Origin of the sequence: Parasphingopyxis lamellibrachiae (assembly GCF_003385775.1) — a bacterium.
In the GTDB taxonomy this organism is placed as follows: Bacteria; Pseudomonadota; Alphaproteobacteria; order Sphingomonadales; family Sphingomonadaceae; genus Parasphingopyxis; species Parasphingopyxis lamellibrachiae.
On record NZ_QRDP01000004.1, the window covers coordinates 1,222,256 to 1,238,160 of the forward strand.

Here is a 15,905-nt window from a genome sequence, read left to right on the forward strand (position 1 = left end):
CATGCATGGAATTTCGAATCTTGGCAATTCGCCTGCGCTCTGGCGTCATCGACGCCCTGTAACCGACGACCCTTTTCAGCCGAATGACCCGGGCATCCGGAACATTCCGCAATTCTACCGTTTCCGAAAGGCCCGCCTTGCTCGTCATCCTTCTCGCATCGACCGCATTGTTCCTCGCCTTCAGCAACGGGGCCAACGATAATTTCAAGGGTTTCGCGACGATATGGGGATCGGCCTCGCTCGGCTATCGGCAGGCCCTTATACTGGCGACCGGCGCTACGATCCTTGGCGGTATCGCTTCGATCCTGATCGCAGACACCCTCGTCCTGCAATTTTCCGGCAAGGGGCTGGTTCCCGACGCGCTTGCAAACGCACCGGCTTTCGCGCTGGCCGTCGGCGGAGGCGCGGCGATCACGGTGATGTTGGCAACGCGGTTCGGTTTTCCGGTTTCGACCACCCATGCGCTGGTCGGCGGCCTGATCGGGGCTGGCCTCGCCAATAGCACCAGCGCGCTCAATCTTGGAAATCTCGGGTCGAAATTCCTGTTACCGCTGCTCATCAGCCCGATCCTCGCCGCGCTGATGGCCTGTGCCGTCTATTTCATTCTCAGCCGGATAGGTTCGAAACCAACCGGAGCAGACTGCATCTGTCTGGTCGGCGGGCAACCGGTGCCCACAACCAATGTCGGCCTTGTCGAGCGGAAGGACGCGGCCTGCCTGGCACCCCACCTGGTTATCGCCTCACAAGAGGCATGCGCCGTAGGTGCCCAACCCGTCGCCCGCGCGTCTGTCAGCCGCCTGCGCGACGGGCTGCATCTGTTTTCAGCCGGCACCATCTGCTTTGCCCGCGGGGTCAATGACGCGCCCAAGCTGGCGGCATTGCTGCTCACCGCAAATCTGTTCGACGGCATTGTATCAACCCTGGCGATAACCGCTGCAATGGCAGTGGGCGGCTGGTTATTGTCGCGCCGTGTCGCCGAAACGATGAGCCACGGGATCAATCAGCTGGACACGACCCAGGGCATTTCCGCGAACCTGATAACCGCGGGCCTTGTGCTGTTCGCAAGCCGCCTCGGGATGCCCGTTTCGACGACGCATGTGTCCGTCGGCTCGATCATCGGCACCGGGGCGGCGGGCCGAACGCTCGATCTGTCCGTCGTCCGCAACGTCGTGCTTTCATGGGTCGCCACTTTGCCGGTCGCGACGGGAATAGCCTTTGCAATCGGATGGCTGGCCTAGGCTGCATCCACCTTGCGTGACGCCTTTTTCCGCTCATGTGGATCGAGGTGGCGTTTGCGGATACGGATCGCCTTGGGCGTCACTTCGACGAGTTCGTCTTCCTGGATATAGGCAATCGCCTGTTCCAGGGTCATCCGGCGCGGCGGGGTCAGGCGGATAGCGTCGTCCTTGCCCGATGAGCGGATATTGGTGAGCTGCTTGGTCTTGGTCGGATTAACCTCAAGATCCTGCGGCTTTGCATTCTCGCCGATCACCATGCCCTGATAGAGTGCATCGCCAGGCGAAACGAACAGGATACCGCGATCTTCCAGCGTGTTGAGCGAATAGGCGATCGCCTGACCCTGCTCCATCGAAATCAGAACACCAACCGAACGACCTTCGATCGTGCCCTTATAGGGCCCGTATTTCTCGTATACCCGATTCATAATGCCCGTGCCGCGTGTATCGGACAGGAACTCGCCATGATAGCCAATCAGGCCGCGCGACGGGGCGGAAAAGGTAATCCGCGTCTTACCGCCGCCCGAAGGCGCCATATCGGTCATCTCGGCCTTGCGGAGTGCCATCTTCTCGACGACCGTACCGGAAAATTCGTCGTCTACATCGACAACCACGGTTTCATACGGCTCTTCGCGGCCATTGGGGCCATCGCGAAACAGCACGCGTGGGCGCGAGATCGAGAGCTCGAAGCCCTCGCGGCGCATGGTCTCGATCAGCACGCCAAGCTGGAGCTCGCCCCGGCCGGCGACTTCGAACGCGTCCTTTTCGGCACTTTCGCTGATCTTGATCGCGACATTGCCTTCGGATTCCTTTTCAAGCCGCTCGCGGATGACGCGGCTCTGGACCTTGTCGCCATCCTTGCCGGCAAAAGGACTGTCATTGACGGCAAAGGTCATGGCGAGCGTCGGCGGATCGATCTTGCGTGCATCGATCGGCGTGTCGACTTCCAGCGCGCAGATCGTGTTCGATACGGTGGCGTCGGTCAGCCCCGCGATGGCGACGATATCGCCTGCTTTCGCGGATTCCACCGGAACGCGCTCAAGTCCTTCAAAGGCGAGAATTTTGGTTGCCCGGCCGCTTTCGACAACCTTGCCCTCGGCATCGATCGCCTTGATCGGCATATTCATCTCGAGCCGACCGCTCTGGATACGGCCGGTCAGCACGCGGCCCATGAAATTGTCGCGATCAAGCAAGGTTGCGAGCATCTTGAACTCGCCATCGGGGTCCGCATCGGGCTCGGGAACATGTTCCATGATGGTCTCGAAAAGCGGCGTCAGATCGCCGTCGCGAACCGTGTCTTCCTTGCCCGCATAGCCGGAACGGCCGCTCGCATAGAGCGTCGGGAAATCGAGTTGCTCGTCATTGGCCTCGAGCGCGAGAAACAGCTCGAAGCACTCGTCGAGCACTTCGGCCGGGCGCGCATCTGGCCGATCGATCTTGTTGACGACGACGATCGGTTTGAGGCCGAGCGCCAGAGCCTTGCCGGTGACGAATTTGGTCTGCGGCATCGGGCCTTCGGCCGCGTCGACGAGCAGGATAACCCCGTCCACCATCGACAGGATACGCTCCACCTCGGCGCCGAAATCGGCGTGGCCGGGCGTATCGACGATGTTGATATGGTTGCCGTTCCACTCGACGCTCGTGCATTTGGCGAGAATCGTGATCCCGCGCTCCTTCTCGAGTTCGTTCGAATCCATGGCCCGTTCCTCGACGCGCTCATTCTCGCGAAAGGTGCCGGACTGGCGGAAAAGCTGGTCGACGAGCGTGGTCTTGCCATGATCGACGTGAGCAATGATGGCCACGTTACGAAGGCCCATAGGGTATCTCTCAATTGTAAGGAGCGTCAGATTACCGGCCGCATATAGAGACTCTGGTGCGCCGCAACAAGAGATTAACCCAAGGGCGCGCTTATAAGATCCAGCACCTGCTCGATCAAACCTTTCGATCCGATGCCAAAAGCGATCCTGCCAGCCATGACTGCAAGGAAAAGCATGAGCACAACCGCCCATACTGCCGCGATGCTTCCGGTCATCCGCCAGCTTTTCGGCGGCAGGCCCTGGAAGAGGAACATCGCGATCCCGGCAAGATTCACGCAGACCAGGTTTGTCGCGAAGAGGAACAGCGCATTGAAGCCGAGCACCTCATATCCCTGGCTGAAGAACAGCCCGGCCGCGGCGATCGGCGGCACGAGGGCCACAGCAATCATCACCCCGACCAGAGACAGTGATGCGCCGCGGCTGAATGCGAGCACACCGGCCGCGCCGCAAGCCAGCGCCAGCGCGACATCGGCAGGCGAAACGATCGACCGGTTGAACAGTTCAGGCACCGTCGGGTCGACGACGATCAAGAAACCCAGGCCAAAGGTCGCGACAAGCGCCGCGAGCGCACCGACGGCAAGCGTGAGCGTTGCCCGCCATGCCATGTCCCGATCGCCGACTGTCGCAGCCAGTGCCATGCCCATGGTGGGACCAAGCAACGGCGCGATGACCATGGCACCTATCACTACAGCAACTTGTCCGCTGCGCATGCCAAGCGCGGCGATCACCGCCGACAGGACGACCGTCAACAGATAGGAGGGCCTGATCGCGATGCTCTCCGCGATGTCATCGTAAATCTCGTCGGTACTGATCCGATCCCGGCTGAAAAAGGCTTCCAGCCGGGTCGGCGGCGGCAGATCTGGCCCGGGAAGGGCGGTTTCCGGCGTTTCCTCGAGCGGCGGCAGGACGGCTTCAAGCGCCGCAACGGTCGTCGAGAATCCCTCAATCGCACCGAAACTTTGATCAAGTTCAGCAAGCAAGCGTTCAACATATCGCGGCTGCACGATGCAGGAGAATTTTTCGCGCCCATCCGGCACCATCTCCTGCCAGAAACGGCGACAATGACGGCCGATAACCTCGCGGGCCCCCGCCACTTCGGCATCTGGCACAATGATATCGACTATTCGCGCAGACATGGCACCTCGCTCTTCAATCGGGGCAGTCTAGCCGGTTGGCCGCGCGTGTCGAACAAAAGCGTACGCTATCGCCAATTGGGCAAAGCGCGCTAAAGCCGCCCGATGCAACGCCTCGCATCAATCCTCGTTCCCGACCGGTTCATCATTATCCTGCTCGCGATGGTCGGTGTGGCGGCGCTCCTGCCCGCGCGCGGAATGGCGCTGGACTTACTGGGAACGGTTTCAACGATCTGCATCGTGTTGCTGTTCTTCGTCCATGGCGCCCGGCTCAGCCGCCAGGCGGTACTGGGCGGATTTACCCGGCTGAAGCTGCATCTCGCCATTGTCGGATTTACCTTCCTCACCTTCCCTCTGCTGGGCCTCGCGCTGACCACGCTTGCCGCCCCCTTCATTGATCCGGCCTTTGTCCCGGGCATTCTCTTCCTGTGTGCGCTGCCGACAACCGTCGCATCGTCCATCGCCATGGTGTCGATGGCACGAGGCAATATCGCGGCCTCGGTTATCGCGGCGGCACTTTCCTCGATGCTTGGCGTCGTACTGACGCCCCTGATGTTTGCCGCATTGCTGTCCACATCCGGCGCTCCGATCGACATATCCGGCATCGGCAAGGTCGTGCTGATCCTCGCCCTGCCCTTCGCCGTGGGCCAGTTGTGCCGGCCCGCCGTGGGAGCCTGGGTCGAAGCCCATCCCGGTGTCAGTCGGACGCTGGACAGGCTGACCATCCTGCTCGCCATCTATGTCGCGCTGTCCGCAGCGGTCGGTGGCGGTTTGCTGGACGGGCTCGGCCTGGGCCGCTTCCTGCTGCTGCTCGCCCTGATGCTAGTCCTGCTGGCGCTGGTGATCGGAACGGCGATGCTCGCCGCACGGGTGCTCGGGTTCAATTTTGGTGACGGCACCGCCCTGCTCTTCGCCGCGATGCAAAAGAGCGTCATATCGGGAACGCCGATGGCCCGCATCCTGTTCCCCGGAGCGGAGGCCGGGCTGATCATCGTGCCGCTGCTCGTCTACTATGTGCCGATGATGACCGTCTCGGCGATCATGGCTGCCCGAATGGGGGCGAGGCACGCGCCCGGCTAAGCGATCCAGAGTCTCAGCACGAAGCCCACTGCCGCAATCGTTGCGACACTCGCCGCCCATAGCCCCACAAACCAGGCAAGCTTCTGCCAGAGCGGGCGCTCCCGGTTGCGCGCGTCCTTAATGATAGCCGGTCTCATCGACCTTGCCGCGAAACACCCAATAGGCCCAAGCTGTATAGCCCAGGATGACCGGTACGAGGATCACCGCGCCCACCAGCATGAATATTTGGCTTTCGCGCGGGGCGGCGGCTTCATAGATTGAGATGCTGCCGGGCACGACATCGGGCCACATCGAAATACCGAGGCCGATCATCGAAAGCAGAAACAGGCCGAGCGCCCAGACAAAAGGCCGGTAGTCATATCCCGATTCGAGATCGCGCCAGAGCATGTAGGCCGCGCCCAGCACCAGCAGCGGCATCGGGATGGTGACGGCAAGGCCTGGCCATTCGAACCAGCGCGTGAAATATTGTTCCTCGACATAGGGTGTAGCGAGACTGACCGCGCCGATCATGAACAGGGTGAAAGGCGTCAGCCATTTGGCAAACCGCCGTGCCTTCACATGGAGCGTCCCAGTCGTTTTCATCACCAGCCAGCAGGCGCCAAGCAACCGATAACCGACAACGAGCCCGGCACCGCACAACAGGCTGAAAGGTGTCAGCCAGTCCCACCACCCGCCGGCATAGGCGCGGTCCTGCACTTCGATTCCCTGCAACAGGGCGCCGAGCGTGATGCCCTGTGCCAGCGTCGCGATCAGCGAACCGGCGAAAAATCCGAAATCCCAGAAACGGCGATGACCGGGATCGCGCCAGCGAAACTCGAAGGCGACGCCGCGGAAAATCAGTCCGAGCAACATTGCAATAAGCGGCGCATACAGCGCAGGCAGGATCACGGCATAGGCGAGCGGAAAAGCTGCGAGCAGCCCGCCCCCGCCCAGCACCAGCCAGGTCTCGTTTCCGTCCCAGACCGGCGCGATGCTGTTCATCGCCATATCCCGCTCCGGCCCGACATTGAGATGCGGAAAGAGAATACCGATGCCGAGATCGAAACCGTCCATCACAACATAAGCGGCTATCCCGATGGCAATGATCGCGGCCCAGATGATCGTCACTATGGGATCGCTCATGTCGCACCCTCCTCTTGATCGGGGGACGGATTTCCATCCTCCAGTTCGAGACCGGCAGCCGGGGTGATCCCCGCCGCCCGGACCGGCATGTCGCCAAGTTCGGAGTCGCTGTGCGCCGGCGGCTTGGACATCAGCTTGAGAATATAGAGCGTGCCCGCGCCGAAGACTGCAAAATAGATGACCACAAAGGCAAGCAACGACGTGCCGACGGCTGGCGCGTCAATCGCGGAGACAGCCTCTGATGTACGCATGTGACCATAGACGACCCATGGCTGGCGGCCTACTTCGGTTGTTATCCAGCCGGCAATCACGGCGACAAACCCTGCCGGGCTCATCGCAAGCGCGAACCGGTGCAGCCAGCGCCAGTCGTACAATTTCCCCCGCCAGCGCGCCAACAGGCTGAGCAGGCCAAGGCCGGCCATCAGAAATCCCAGGCCAACCATTATCCGGAACGACCAGAAGACGATGCCGACCGGCGGACGATCCTCCCGTGCGACCGTGTCCAGACCGTCCAGCCCGGCATCGATATCATGCCTGAGAATCAGCGAACCCAGGCCCGGAATGGCGACCTGATAATGCACCTCTTCCTCTTCGCTATCGGGTATCCCGAACAGGATCAGCGGCGCAGCGCGCTCATAGCTTTCAAAATGCCCTTCCATCGCGGCGATCTTCATCGGCTGGTGCTCCAGCGTATTGAGGCCATGCATGTCGCCCGCGAAAATCTGGATCGGTGCGACAATCGCCGCCATCCACATCGCCATGGAGAACATTTTTTTCACGCCGGGCAGATCGCGGCCTTTGAGCAGATGCCACGCCCCTACGCCGCCAACGACCAACGCTGTCGTCAGATAGGCAGCGATCACCGTATGCACGAGCCGGTATGGAAAGCTCGGATTGAATACGACATCCCACCATCCGCCGTCGACCACATATTGGCCGACCTCGTTGGTCGTGAAGCCGGTCGGCGTCTGCATCCAGCTGTTTACCGAGAGAATCCAGAAAGCCGAGATTGCGGTGCCGATAGCGACCATGACCGTAGCCGTGAAATGCAGCTTCTTGCCGACCTTATCCATGCCGAACATCATGACGCCCAGGAAACCGGCTTCCAGGAAAAAGGCGGTGAGCACTTCATAGGCCATCAATGGCCCGATGATCGGCCCCGCACGATCGGAAAAGATCGCCCAGTTGGTACCGAACTGATAGGACATGACGATGCCCGAAACGACGCCCATCCCGAAAACAAGCGAAAATATCTTCAGCCAATATTTGAACAGGCGGAGATACACATCGTTCCCGGTCTTCAGCCACAGCCCCTCAAGGACGGCGAGATAGCTCGCCAGCCCGATGGTGAATGAGGGGAAGATGAAATGAAAACTGACGGTAAAGGCGAACTGCATTCGCGCCAGGAGCAAGGCTAATTCGGTCTCGGCCATGGACAGGCAATCTAGCCCGAAGAGACCGACAATGCATCACCCATCCTCTGCGAAGTGCGTCCATTCAGTTGCAAGAATTGCAATCGTCAATACTTCCATCCGATAGTGCGGGCTCTTGAGGGTCGAAGCGAAATCATGGATTGCTCGCGTCTCAGTGCGCGGCATGCGGGTGTGCCTCCTATCCGAAAACGGACCAGCCCGTCTCGGCCATCAGCGCCTCAAGCGCGATGGCGCCAACGGTGGACGTCCCGGCGTCGTTCAGTCCGGGCGACCAGACGGCAACTGCGCCTTCACCGGGAGCAATGGCGAGAACACCTCCGCCCACGCCGCTTTTGCCAGGCAGGCCGATCCGAAACGCAAAATCGCCTGAATTGTCGTAGTGCCCGCAATTCATCATCACCGCGTTTATCCGTCTGCAGCGCTGTGACGTGACGATCCGTTCGCCCGTGACCGGGTCTTCGCCGTCAAACGCCAGGAACAGGGCAGCACGGGCGAGTTGGCTGCATGAGAGCGACAGCGCACAATGGCGGAAATAGGCGGAGAGCACGGCCTCCACCTCATTATCGAGATTGCCGAAGCTCGCCATGAAATGGGCAAGGCTACGGTTGCGCGCACCGGTTTCGCTTTCCGATTTCGCGACCTCATAATCGATATCGATGCTGGGATCTTCCGCATGATCCCTCAAAACGCCCAACAGAGTGTTGATCGCCGCATCGGCATCGCCATTCTCAACCAGATGATCGGTGACGACGATGGCGCCCGCATTGATCAACGGATTGCGCGGGATTCCCTTTTCGTGCTCAAGCTGGACGATCGAATTGAAAGCGGAGCCGGACGGTTCGCGCCCGACCCGTTCCCAAAGGGCATCGCCCATTTTCTGCAACGCCAGTGACAATGTGAAAACCTTGGAAATGCTCTGGATCGAGAAGGCTTCCTGCGCATCCCCGATCCGGTAGCAGCTGCCGTCTTTCGTCGCTATCGCCAGGCCGAACTTGTTCGGATCGACCGAAGCCAGGGCGGGAATATAATTGGCCACCTTGCCGCTTCCGCGGTGCGGCTCGACCTTTTCGGCCACGTGATTGAGTATGCTATCTAGGTCCATATCGCTTCATGCCGCCGAATAGAGGTGAAAGCCAAGGGATATCGGTGCATAGATGCTATATTGCCCCAAGTGTATTATGTGTGTAACACGCACCTTGAAAAACCAACGTTCGGGCGGCATCTAGGGTGAAGTCCGAGGAGAAGGAATCAAACATGGCAACGACACCGCCGACCGAAACGACGACCGCGACGAAAAGCGCGACCAGCCTGTCGCTAGATGCACCTGATCCCATTCCGGCGGTCACGGCGGAAAAGGCCGTGGGCCTTGTTCCTGTCGATGCGGAAAAACAGGCCAAGCATAACGAGAAGGTGGCCGGCTTTGTCGACGAACTGGTCGGTCTCGATGCGAACAGCCCGGAATTTGGCGAGAAAGTCGATCAGATCACGAGCATGGGGCGCAAGGAAATCGCCGATGCCGCGGGGCAGTCGAACCGTTTTCTTGACCGGCCTGTGCGCTCGATGGACGAAAACTCGGCGATCGGCACCGATCTTTCGGAACTTCGCCGCACGGTTGAGGATCTCGACCCTGGCAAGCGCGGCGACATGACGTCCAAGCGCAAGCTGTTCGGCATCATCCCCTGGGGCAACAAGCTGCGCGTCTATTTCGATTCCTACAAAAGCGCGCAGAACCATATTGCAGCGATCCTCAAGCGCCTTGCCTCGGGCAAGGACGAGCTGATCAAGGACAATGCGGCAATTGCGGTCGAACGTCAGAAGCTCTGGGATGCGATGGGCCGTCTCGAGGAGATGATCTACGTCGCCAAGGCGCTGGACTCAGCCCTTGAAGATAAGGCCGTCGAGCTGGAATCAATCGATCCGGAAAAATCCAAAGCGATCAAGGAATCCGCACTTTTCTATGTACGGCAACGGACCCAGGACCTGCTGACCCAGATGGCGGTGTCGGTGCAGGGCTATCTCGCGCTCGACCTGGTGAAGAAAAACAATGTCGAGCTCATCAAGGGCGTCGACCGCGCCTCGACAACGACCGTGGGCGCATTGCGCACCGCGGTTACCGTCGCCCAGGCAATGACGAACCAGCGGCTGGTGCTCGGCCAGATTACCGCTCTCAATGAGACGACCGCGAACATGATCGATTCGACCGGCGAGATGCTGCGTACGCAGACCGCCACGATCCATCAGCAGGCGGCAGCCTCCACTATCCCGCTCGAAACGCTGCAACGCGCTTTCCAGAACATCTATGACACGATGGACGAGATTGACCGCTTCAAATTGGAGGCACTGGGTTCGATGAAGCAGACAGTGAATGTGCTCACCGATGAGGTCGAGAAATCGAAAGGCTATATCGCCCGGGCCGAGGGCGCGGCGAAAAGCCAGTCTGCACCGTTCGAAGCGATTGAGGGTTAGGGGAAAGCGTGACTACCAGCGACCGCATCCTCGCCCAGGCCGACGAGCTCCTCCGCCGGGTCTCGCCACAGGCGCGCGAGCTCGCCCGGCGGCAACGCCAGCGCCGCAATGAGGCGCTGGTGCGCCGCCTGCGCCGCGCCGTCATCGCAGCCATCGCCATCGTGATCGGCATGAGCGTTGTCGGCGGCATCATCAGCAGCATCGGCTTTTCATGGGTGATGCTGACCCTGCTTATCACCACGCTTGTCGGCTTTGCTTTCCTGATCGCGCCGCAGGGCGAGGAAGTGACCCAGGAAAAGCTGATGGAGAGCGAGCTGCCAGCCCTTCCCTCCAACACGGAAGCATGGCTCTCCAAGCAGCGGCTTGCACTGCCCGCTCCGGCCAATCGCACGCTCGACAAGATCGCGACCCGGCTGGAGGAACTACGGCCGCAGCTCGCCAATCTCGATCCGCGCGAACCGGCTGCCGTGGAAGTGCGCCGTCTTGTCGGCGTCGAGCTGCCCGAACTGGTGGAAGGGTATAAGCGCGTGCCCGACCATCTCCGCCGCAACCCCAGTCATGGCGGCCATACCCCGCAGAAACAGCTGACAGACGGGCTAGAAATCGTTGAGGAAGAGATCAGCCGGATGACCCGCCAACTGGCGAGCGGCGAACTCGACGCGCTGGCGACGCAGGGCAAATATCTCGAACTCAAATATCGCGGCGACGAGGATATTCGCAGCGACGAGAGCGCCTAAATCCCCGCATACCAGGCGTAATCGCCTACATCTTCCCAATAACCACCCTTGCCGCCGTAAATCCCGTCAAGGCTCGCGACCGCTTCCAGCCGCATCACGAATTTTGCATGTTTATAGCCGAGCTGCCGCTCGACCCGGGCTCGGATCGGCGCACCATGGCGTTCAGGCACCGCCGCACCGTTCATGTCATAGGCCAGGATAGTCTGCGGGTGGAAAGCATCGATAAGGTCAATGCTCTCATAATAGGGCCGGTTTTGCCGACCCAGCGTATCGGCGCAATGGAAGACGATATAGTTGGCGTTGTCTCGCAGGCCCGCCAGATCGAGCACGCGGGACAGCGGCGTGCCTTTCCACTGGCCGATAGCGCTCCAGCCCTCGACGCAATCATGCCGGGTGATCTGGGTACGGCTGGGCATAGCGCGCAGATCCGCCAAGGACAGCGACAGCGGCCGCGACACCAGTCCGTCCACGCGTAGCCGGAAATCGGCGAATCCGTTCGCGAGCATCGCCTGATATTCGGATCCTTCGACACTGTCCGCCGTCCGGCTGCCATTGGCCCGGAAGCTGGGAGAAAGATCGGCCATCGTATATTCACGGGCCAGCGCGTTGCGGTCCGTCACCAGCCGCTGGGCCCGCATCGTCAGCCCTTCGGCAGACGCGAGGATATTCTTCACCCGGTCGCTCCGGCTCCAGCTGTCGCAACCCGCAAGGAGGACGCTGCTGCCGATACCCGCAATCAGTTTGCGGCGGGTGGTAATCAGCTTGCTCATTGGGCCTGCTCCTCGGCAAATTCAGGGCGGAGTGGCCGTGCATCCCCGCGCGCTTTCGGTAAACGAAACTTGCCGGTGATCATCGAACGAACCTCGTTGAACGGCCCGGCCAAAACAACCATCGCCAGATGCACGACGATGAACAGGACTATCAGGAACGCCACGATGAAATGGATGGACCGCGCCGATTGCCGCCCGCCAAACAGATCCAGCAACCAGGGCCATGCCGTGTCCATCATCGGCGACATGGTCAGGCCGGTCAGCACGATCAGCGGCAGCAGCACGAACAGCACGATCAGGTAACTGAGCTTTTGCAGAATATTATATTTGAGCGCCGCCGCGCCGGTCGGAAAGCGAAGCCGCGCATGGCTCGCGATATCGTTCCAAATATGCTTCGGCGACAATTCTTTGCGGCTGGGTTTGAGATCGCGCTGAATGTGCCTGTTGCCAAAGCTCCACGCCCAATATGCAAGCCCCGACAACACGAAAATCCACGCGAAAAAGAAATGCCAGAGCCGTCCGGCCGCCAGGCTGTAATAGCCGGGGATCGTTGCCCAATGCGGGAATGCCCGGGTCGAGATATCGCCATCGGGTTCGCGCCAGCGACCCAGCACGCCGGTAGTCGTGATCTGCGTTTCGCCGATCTGTAGATAGCCGCGATTCCCCTCGTTCGAGATTTGTAGCCAGGGAGTGTCGGGATTGGCGCCATAGCTGCCCCAGTAGAGCCGTGGATGCGCGTTGAAGATTGAAAGCCCGCTCATCAGTAAGACGATGATCGCTATCGCGTTGGTCCAGTGCCAGAGCCGCGTGGAAATACGGTGGCGCTTTACCAGTGCACCCGGTTGCGGCTCGGCCGCCATATCCTCTTCTATCGCCATATCCGCACCCTTTCCATTCAGCGCTTATCGCTCAATTCGCTGGATATCGCCATCACGTTACAGATGGAGAATGGAACACCGGGACCGGTCATGCGTTATCGCAAAAGGACCAAGGAGGAATCCATGAAAAAGACCATGATTGTCGCCTTTTCGATGCCCGCCATAATCGAGCTTTCCGCCTGTGCCAGTGAGGAAACAGCCAGCACCGATAGCGAAACCATCGAAACAAGCGCAGACGGCGCCTATGATGCCGACCCGTCGGTCGATGCCGGCGAATTGATTGCCGACGAAGCCCCACAGGCCGACGCCGGCGATGGCACAAGGCTCAGCATCGGCCCCGATGGCGCCCGTCTCGATGTCGAAAGCGACAATATCGATGCGAGCGTTGGCAACGGTGAAGATTCGGTCGCGGTCGAATTCTAGGGCGAGGTCCCCCAAGCGAATATCAGCGCCGCCGGGAAACCGGCGGCGTTTTTCTTTTGCTTACGGGAAAAACTGGATGCCCCGTGTGGATTCGAACCACAATTGACGGAGTCAGAGTCCGTAGTCTTACCATTAGACGACGGGGCAACCGGGAGGCGGCGACATAGGGAGCGATGCAAATGCTGTCAATCCGCTCCGCTTGCTCTTTGGCGTGTCTTTGCGCTAGTCTCACCGCCAAGTACCGGCGGCACAAGCCGTATCGGAAAACATAAGATCAGAAGAAGAAAACGGCGTGGACGAACACATCGCCAGCCCCAAATCGGAACCCGGACTGGCTTCGGGTGGCTCAGCCAACCGGAAATCCGGTGACACATCCCGGCATCGTCAGAAGTTCAATAGCCGGCGCAGCTATGGCGCCATCGATCTCGGCACCAATAATTGCCGCCTGCTCGTGGCCCGGCCTGCAGCGGACGGGTTCACCGTTATCGATGCCTTTTCCCGAATCGTCAGACTCGGCGAAGGTCTCTCGAGAACCGGGCGATTGAGCGATGCGGCGATCGACCGCGCGGTTTCAGCCCTCGCCATCTGCGGTGACAAATTGCGGCGGCGGCATGTCAGTCTGGCGCGGTCTGTGGCCACCGAAGCCTGTCGCCGCGCTGCCAATGGCCGCCATTTCGTCCGCCGCGTGCGTGAGGAAACCGGCATCGCGCTCGACATCATCAGCCCGGAAGAAGAAGCCCGCCTGGCGGTGTTGGGCTGCCATATCCTGCTTGAGCCCGGCGACGGCCCGGCGCTGATCTTCGATATCGGCGGCGGCTCAACCGAGCTGGTGCTGATCGATCCGGGAACCGAAGGCGCAAAGGCCGGCGAGCCTAAAATCCTCTCATGGTACAGCGCGCCCTGGGGTGTGGTGAGTCTTGCCGAGAAGGAATTCAACGACCTGACGACATTGGATGACCGGCTCGAAACCTATCAGCGAATGCGCAGCCGCGTTGCGGCGAGCTTTGCTGATTTCGCCTCCACCCTGCCAACGATCGGCTACCAGCCCAGACTCCTGGGCACCAGCGGCACGGTCACGACCCTGGCGAGCGTACATCTCGAACTGCCCAGCTATGATCGCAGCAAGATCGACGGACTCGTCCTGCCTTCAGAGGCCCTGCGCATGGTCAGCACAGACCTTGCCTATAAATCCGTGCCGGAGCGGTCCGAGATTCCCTGTATCGGTGCGGAACGGGCCGATCTTGTCGTGGCCGGATGCGCGATCCTCGAAGCTATCCTCGACATCTGGCCCGCAGAGCGCATAGGCATTGCCGATCGCGGCATTCGCGAAGGCATTTTACGCTCCATGATGGCACAGGACAGGCGATGAAACAGGTACGCAAGGTGAGTGGCCGCTCTGAGTCTTCCCGTCGCTGGCTCCAACGGCAGATCAACGATCCCTATGTAAAGCGCGCGCAAACGGATGGCTACCGCGCGCGCTCCGCCTATAAGTTGATCGAACTGGATGAGCGGTTTGAACTGCTCAAAGGCGCACAGCGGATCGTCGACCTTGGCATCGCACCGGGCGGCTGGGCGCAGGTCGCGCGTAAGAAAGTGCCCCATGCAAAGATTGTCGGGATAGACCTGTTACCCACCGATCCGATCGAGGGCGTGACGATATTCGAGATGGATTTCCTCGATGAGGACGCCCCCGAAAAACTCACTGAAGCGCTGGGCGGAGAGGCCGATCTCGTCATGTCCGACATGGCGGCTAATACGGTTGGCCATAAACAGACAGACCATCTGCGGACGATGGGACTGGTCGAAGCAGCCGCACTCTTTGCCACCGAAATATTGAGGCCGGGCGGCACTTTCATTGCAAAAGTTCTGGCGGGCGGCGCAGACAACACGATGGTGGCCGAACTCAAGCGCAATTTCGCGAGCGTAAAACATGCCAAACCCCCAGCCAGCCGCAAGGGCTCATCGGAATGGTATGTCATCGCAAAAGGGTTCAAGGGCCGATCATAGGGGCGACCCGCCCCGGAATATCTAGCCTCGACGCCGCGCTTCTTCGACCGCTTCCTTGAGGCGTTCATAGCCAACCGCACCCGACAATATCCGATCGCCGACCACAAATGCAGGCGTCCCGGTGAGTTCGAGCCTGCCGGCAAGTTCCCGGTTGTTGCGGATTTCCGCCTCGATCGCCGGATCCGCAATATCGCTCCGCACACGGGCCGGGCTGAGCCCCGCGCTACGCTGCGCCTCGGCAATCGTCGCGTCGCCCGGGCGGCCAGCCGCGAACAGTGCATGGTGGAAATCATTATACTGACGCTGACGGGCCGCCGACAGGCTGACCCGTGCGGCCTCCACGCTTTCCTCGCTCAGGATCGGCAATTCGCGATAGACAACGCGTAGATTGTCATCCTCGGCCAGCAGGCGTTCAATATCCGGCAGGCTGGTACGGCAGAAACCGCAGGCATAGTCGAAGAACTCGACAATCGTGACATCGGCATTGGCGGAGCCGGCCCAGGCACCCTCAAACGGCGTTTCCAGACCGTCCCGCACCGTCGAGATCATCTGCACCATCCGGCGCTCCTGCAACCGTTCCATGGCTTCGGGAATGATCTCGGGATTGGCGAGAATATACTCGCGGATGACGATTTCGAGGTCGGCGCGTTCAAGGCCGGCAGGCAGGTCGACGGCCGTCTGGCCCTCAACGCTCTGCGACCCATCGGCGCGCAGCAGGAAAAAGGCTGCCACAGCAGCGATCAGCGCAACAGCGCCGCTCAACATCCAGCGATTAACGGTCATTCGAATTCCTGTCCCCAGCGC

Annotated in this window: 16 protein-coding genes and 1 tRNA gene; 7 read left to right on the forward strand and 10 right to left on the reverse strand. The window is 60.5% G+C overall.

The genetic code is table 11. The features are described 5' to 3' along the window. Positions 1–83: 83 nt before the first annotated feature. Positions 84–1,238, forward strand: a complete 1,155-nt coding sequence (locus DFR46_RS06105; protein ID WP_116235641.1) for an inorganic phosphate transporter — start codon at positions 84–86, stop codon at positions 1,236–1,238. Here the strand turns inward: DFR46_RS06105 and typA are convergent. Together typA and DFR46_RS06115 are read right to left on the reverse strand one after the other, a co-directional pair. Then, positions 1,235–3,052, reverse strand: coding sequence for a translational GTPase TypA (typA, locus tag DFR46_RS06110; protein WP_116235642.1), 1,818 nt, complete (start codon positions 3,050–3,052; stop codon positions 1,235–1,237). The genes DFR46_RS06105 and typA overlap by 4 nt on opposite strands. Before the next feature lie 74 nt (positions 3,053–3,126). Beyond that, positions 3,127–4,188: a TIGR00341 family protein gene (locus tag DFR46_RS06115; protein WP_116235643.1), complete on the reverse strand. Its 1,062-nt coding sequence runs from the start codon at positions 4,186–4,188 to the stop codon at positions 3,127–3,129. Between the two features lie 102 nt (positions 4,189–4,290). Between DFR46_RS06115 and DFR46_RS06120 the strand changes: the two genes are divergently transcribed. Then, positions 4,291–5,265, forward strand: a complete 975-nt coding sequence (locus DFR46_RS06120) for a bile acid:sodium symporter (protein WP_116235644.1) — start codon at positions 4,291–4,293, stop codon at positions 5,263–5,265. Here DFR46_RS06120 and DFR46_RS14985 read toward each other — a convergent pair. The 4 genes from DFR46_RS14985 to DFR46_RS06140 all read right to left on the reverse strand — a co-directional run bounded on the left by DFR46_RS14985 (position 5,262) and on the right by DFR46_RS06140 (position 8,922). After that, complete coding sequence (locus tag DFR46_RS14985; protein WP_116235645.1) at positions 5,262–5,402, reverse strand: DUF2474 domain-containing protein; 141 nt, start codon at positions 5,400–5,402, stop codon at positions 5,262–5,264. The genes DFR46_RS06120 and DFR46_RS14985 overlap by 4 nt on opposite strands. After that, a complete protein-coding gene (gene cydB / locus DFR46_RS06130; protein WP_116235646.1) occupies positions 5,383–6,387 on the reverse strand; it encodes a cytochrome d ubiquinol oxidase subunit II in 1,005 nt (334 codons plus the stop codon). The genes DFR46_RS14985 and cydB overlap by 20 nt, the downstream gene beginning before the upstream one ends. Continuing rightward, positions 6,384–7,820, reverse strand: a complete 1,437-nt coding sequence (locus tag DFR46_RS06135) for a cytochrome ubiquinol oxidase subunit I (RefSeq protein ID WP_116235647.1) — start codon at positions 7,818–7,820, stop codon at positions 6,384–6,386. The genes cydB and DFR46_RS06135 overlap by 4 nt, the downstream gene beginning before the upstream one ends. A 178-nt stretch (positions 7,821–7,998) precedes the next feature. After that, positions 7,999–8,922 carry a glutaminase gene (locus DFR46_RS06140; protein ID WP_116235648.1) on the reverse strand — a complete coding sequence of 308 codons (924 nt, stop codon included), beginning with the start codon at positions 8,920–8,922 and terminating at the stop codon, positions 7,999–8,001. Between the two features lie 152 nt (positions 8,923–9,074). On the opposite strand from DFR46_RS06140, the gene DFR46_RS06145 reads away from it, so the two are divergent. Together DFR46_RS06145 and DFR46_RS06150 are read left to right on the forward strand one after the other, a co-directional pair. Continuing rightward, positions 9,075–10,286: a toxic anion resistance protein gene (locus tag DFR46_RS06145; protein WP_116235649.1), complete on the forward strand. Its 1,212-nt coding sequence runs from the start codon at positions 9,075–9,077 to the stop codon at positions 10,284–10,286. A gap of 8 nt (positions 10,287–10,294) precedes the next feature. Then, positions 10,295–11,023 (forward strand): hypothetical protein, encoded by a 729-nt coding sequence (locus DFR46_RS06150; RefSeq protein WP_116235650.1) that lies wholly within the window; start codon positions 10,295–10,297, stop codon positions 11,021–11,023. On the opposite strand, the gene DFR46_RS06155 is transcribed toward DFR46_RS06150, so the two are convergent. Beyond that, positions 11,020–11,793, reverse strand: a complete 774-nt coding sequence (locus DFR46_RS06155) for a molybdopterin-dependent oxidoreductase (RefSeq protein ID WP_116235651.1) — start codon at positions 11,791–11,793, stop codon at positions 11,020–11,022. The genes DFR46_RS06150 and DFR46_RS06155 overlap by 4 nt on opposite strands. Then, positions 11,790–12,671, reverse strand: a complete 882-nt coding sequence (locus tag DFR46_RS06160) for a cytochrome b/b6 domain-containing protein (RefSeq protein WP_211306382.1) — start codon at positions 12,669–12,671, stop codon at positions 11,790–11,792. The genes DFR46_RS06155 and DFR46_RS06160 overlap by 4 nt, the downstream gene beginning before the upstream one ends. Before the next feature lie 123 nt (positions 12,672–12,794). On the opposite strand from DFR46_RS06160, the gene DFR46_RS06165 reads away from it, so the two are divergent. Further along, positions 12,795–13,094: a hypothetical protein gene (locus DFR46_RS06165; protein WP_147297630.1), complete on the forward strand. Its 300-nt coding sequence runs from the start codon at positions 12,795–12,797 to the stop codon at positions 13,092–13,094. 73 nt (positions 13,095–13,167) lie between these two features. On the opposite strand, the gene DFR46_RS06170 is transcribed toward DFR46_RS06165, so the two are convergent. Continuing rightward, positions 13,168–13,241 (reverse strand) — tRNA-Gln (locus DFR46_RS06170). Between the two features lie 145 nt (positions 13,242–13,386). On the opposite strand from DFR46_RS06170, the gene DFR46_RS06175 reads away from it, so the two are divergent. Continuing rightward, positions 13,387–14,463, forward strand: coding sequence for a Ppx/GppA phosphatase family protein (locus tag DFR46_RS06175; protein WP_245953712.1), 1,077 nt, complete (start codon positions 13,387–13,389; stop codon positions 14,461–14,463). Continuing rightward, the gene (locus tag DFR46_RS06180; RefSeq protein ID WP_116235653.1) at positions 14,460–15,101 is read left to right on the forward strand and encodes an RlmE family RNA methyltransferase; all 642 of its coding nucleotides are present in this window, start codon (positions 14,460–14,462) and stop codon (positions 15,099–15,101) included. Before DFR46_RS06175 ends, DFR46_RS06180 begins: the two co-directional genes overlap by 4 nt. A 21-nt stretch (positions 15,102–15,122) precedes the next feature. Here the strand turns inward: DFR46_RS06180 and DFR46_RS06185 are convergent, their stop codons facing one another. After that, a complete protein-coding gene (locus tag DFR46_RS06185; protein ID WP_245953713.1) occupies positions 15,123–15,884 on the reverse strand; it encodes a DsbA family protein in 762 nt (253 codons plus the stop codon). Between the last annotated feature and the right edge of the window lie 21 nt (positions 15,885–15,905).

What these genes read in the sequence shown, in the direction of transcription:
- DFR46_RS06105 (WP_116235641.1), top strand. Translation starts at nt 84, where the DNA reads ATGACCCGGGCATCCGGAACATTCCGCAATTCTACCGTTTCCGAAAGG.
- typA (WP_116235642.1), bottom strand. Translation starts at nt 3,052, where the DNA reads ATGGGCCTTCGTAACGTGGCCATCATTGCTCACGTCGATCATGGCAAG.
- DFR46_RS06115 (WP_116235643.1), bottom strand. Translation starts at nt 4,188, where the DNA reads ATGTCTGCGCGAATAGTCGATATCATTGTGCCAGATGCCGAAGTGGCG.
- DFR46_RS06120 (WP_116235644.1), top strand. Translation starts at nt 4,291, where the DNA reads ATGCAACGCCTCGCATCAATCCTCGTTCCCGACCGGTTCATCATTATC.
- DFR46_RS14985 (WP_116235645.1), bottom strand. Translation starts at nt 5,402, where the DNA reads ATGAGACCGGCTATCATTAAGGACGCGCGCAACCGGGAGCGCCCGCTC.
- cydB (WP_116235646.1), bottom strand. Translation starts at nt 6,387, where the DNA reads ATGAGCGATCCCATAGTGACGATCATCTGGGCCGCGATCATTGCCATC.
- DFR46_RS06135 (WP_116235647.1), bottom strand. Translation starts at nt 7,820, where the DNA reads ATGGCCGAGACCGAATTAGCCTTGCTCCTGGCGCGAATGCAGTTCGCC.
- DFR46_RS06140 (WP_116235648.1), bottom strand. Translation starts at nt 8,922, where the DNA reads ATGGACCTAGATAGCATACTCAATCACGTGGCCGAAAAGGTCGAGCCG.
- DFR46_RS06145 (WP_116235649.1), top strand. Translation starts at nt 9,075, where the DNA reads ATGGCAACGACACCGCCGACCGAAACGACGACCGCGACGAAAAGCGCG.
- DFR46_RS06155 (WP_116235651.1), bottom strand. Translation starts at nt 11,793, where the DNA reads ATGAGCAAGCTGATTACCACCCGCCGCAAACTGATTGCGGGTATCGGC.
- DFR46_RS06160 (WP_211306382.1), bottom strand. Translation starts at nt 12,671, where the DNA reads ATGGCGATAGAAGAGGATATGGCGGCCGAGCCGCAACCGGGTGCACTG.
- DFR46_RS06165 (WP_147297630.1), top strand. Translation starts at nt 12,795, where the DNA reads ATGAAAAAGACCATGATTGTCGCCTTTTCGATGCCCGCCATAATCGAG.
- DFR46_RS06180 (WP_116235653.1), top strand. Translation starts at nt 14,460, where the DNA reads ATGAAACAGGTACGCAAGGTGAGTGGCCGCTCTGAGTCTTCCCGTCGC.
- DFR46_RS06185 (WP_245953713.1), bottom strand. Translation starts at nt 15,884, where the DNA reads ATGACCGTTAATCGCTGGATGTTGAGCGGCGCTGTTGCGCTGATCGCT.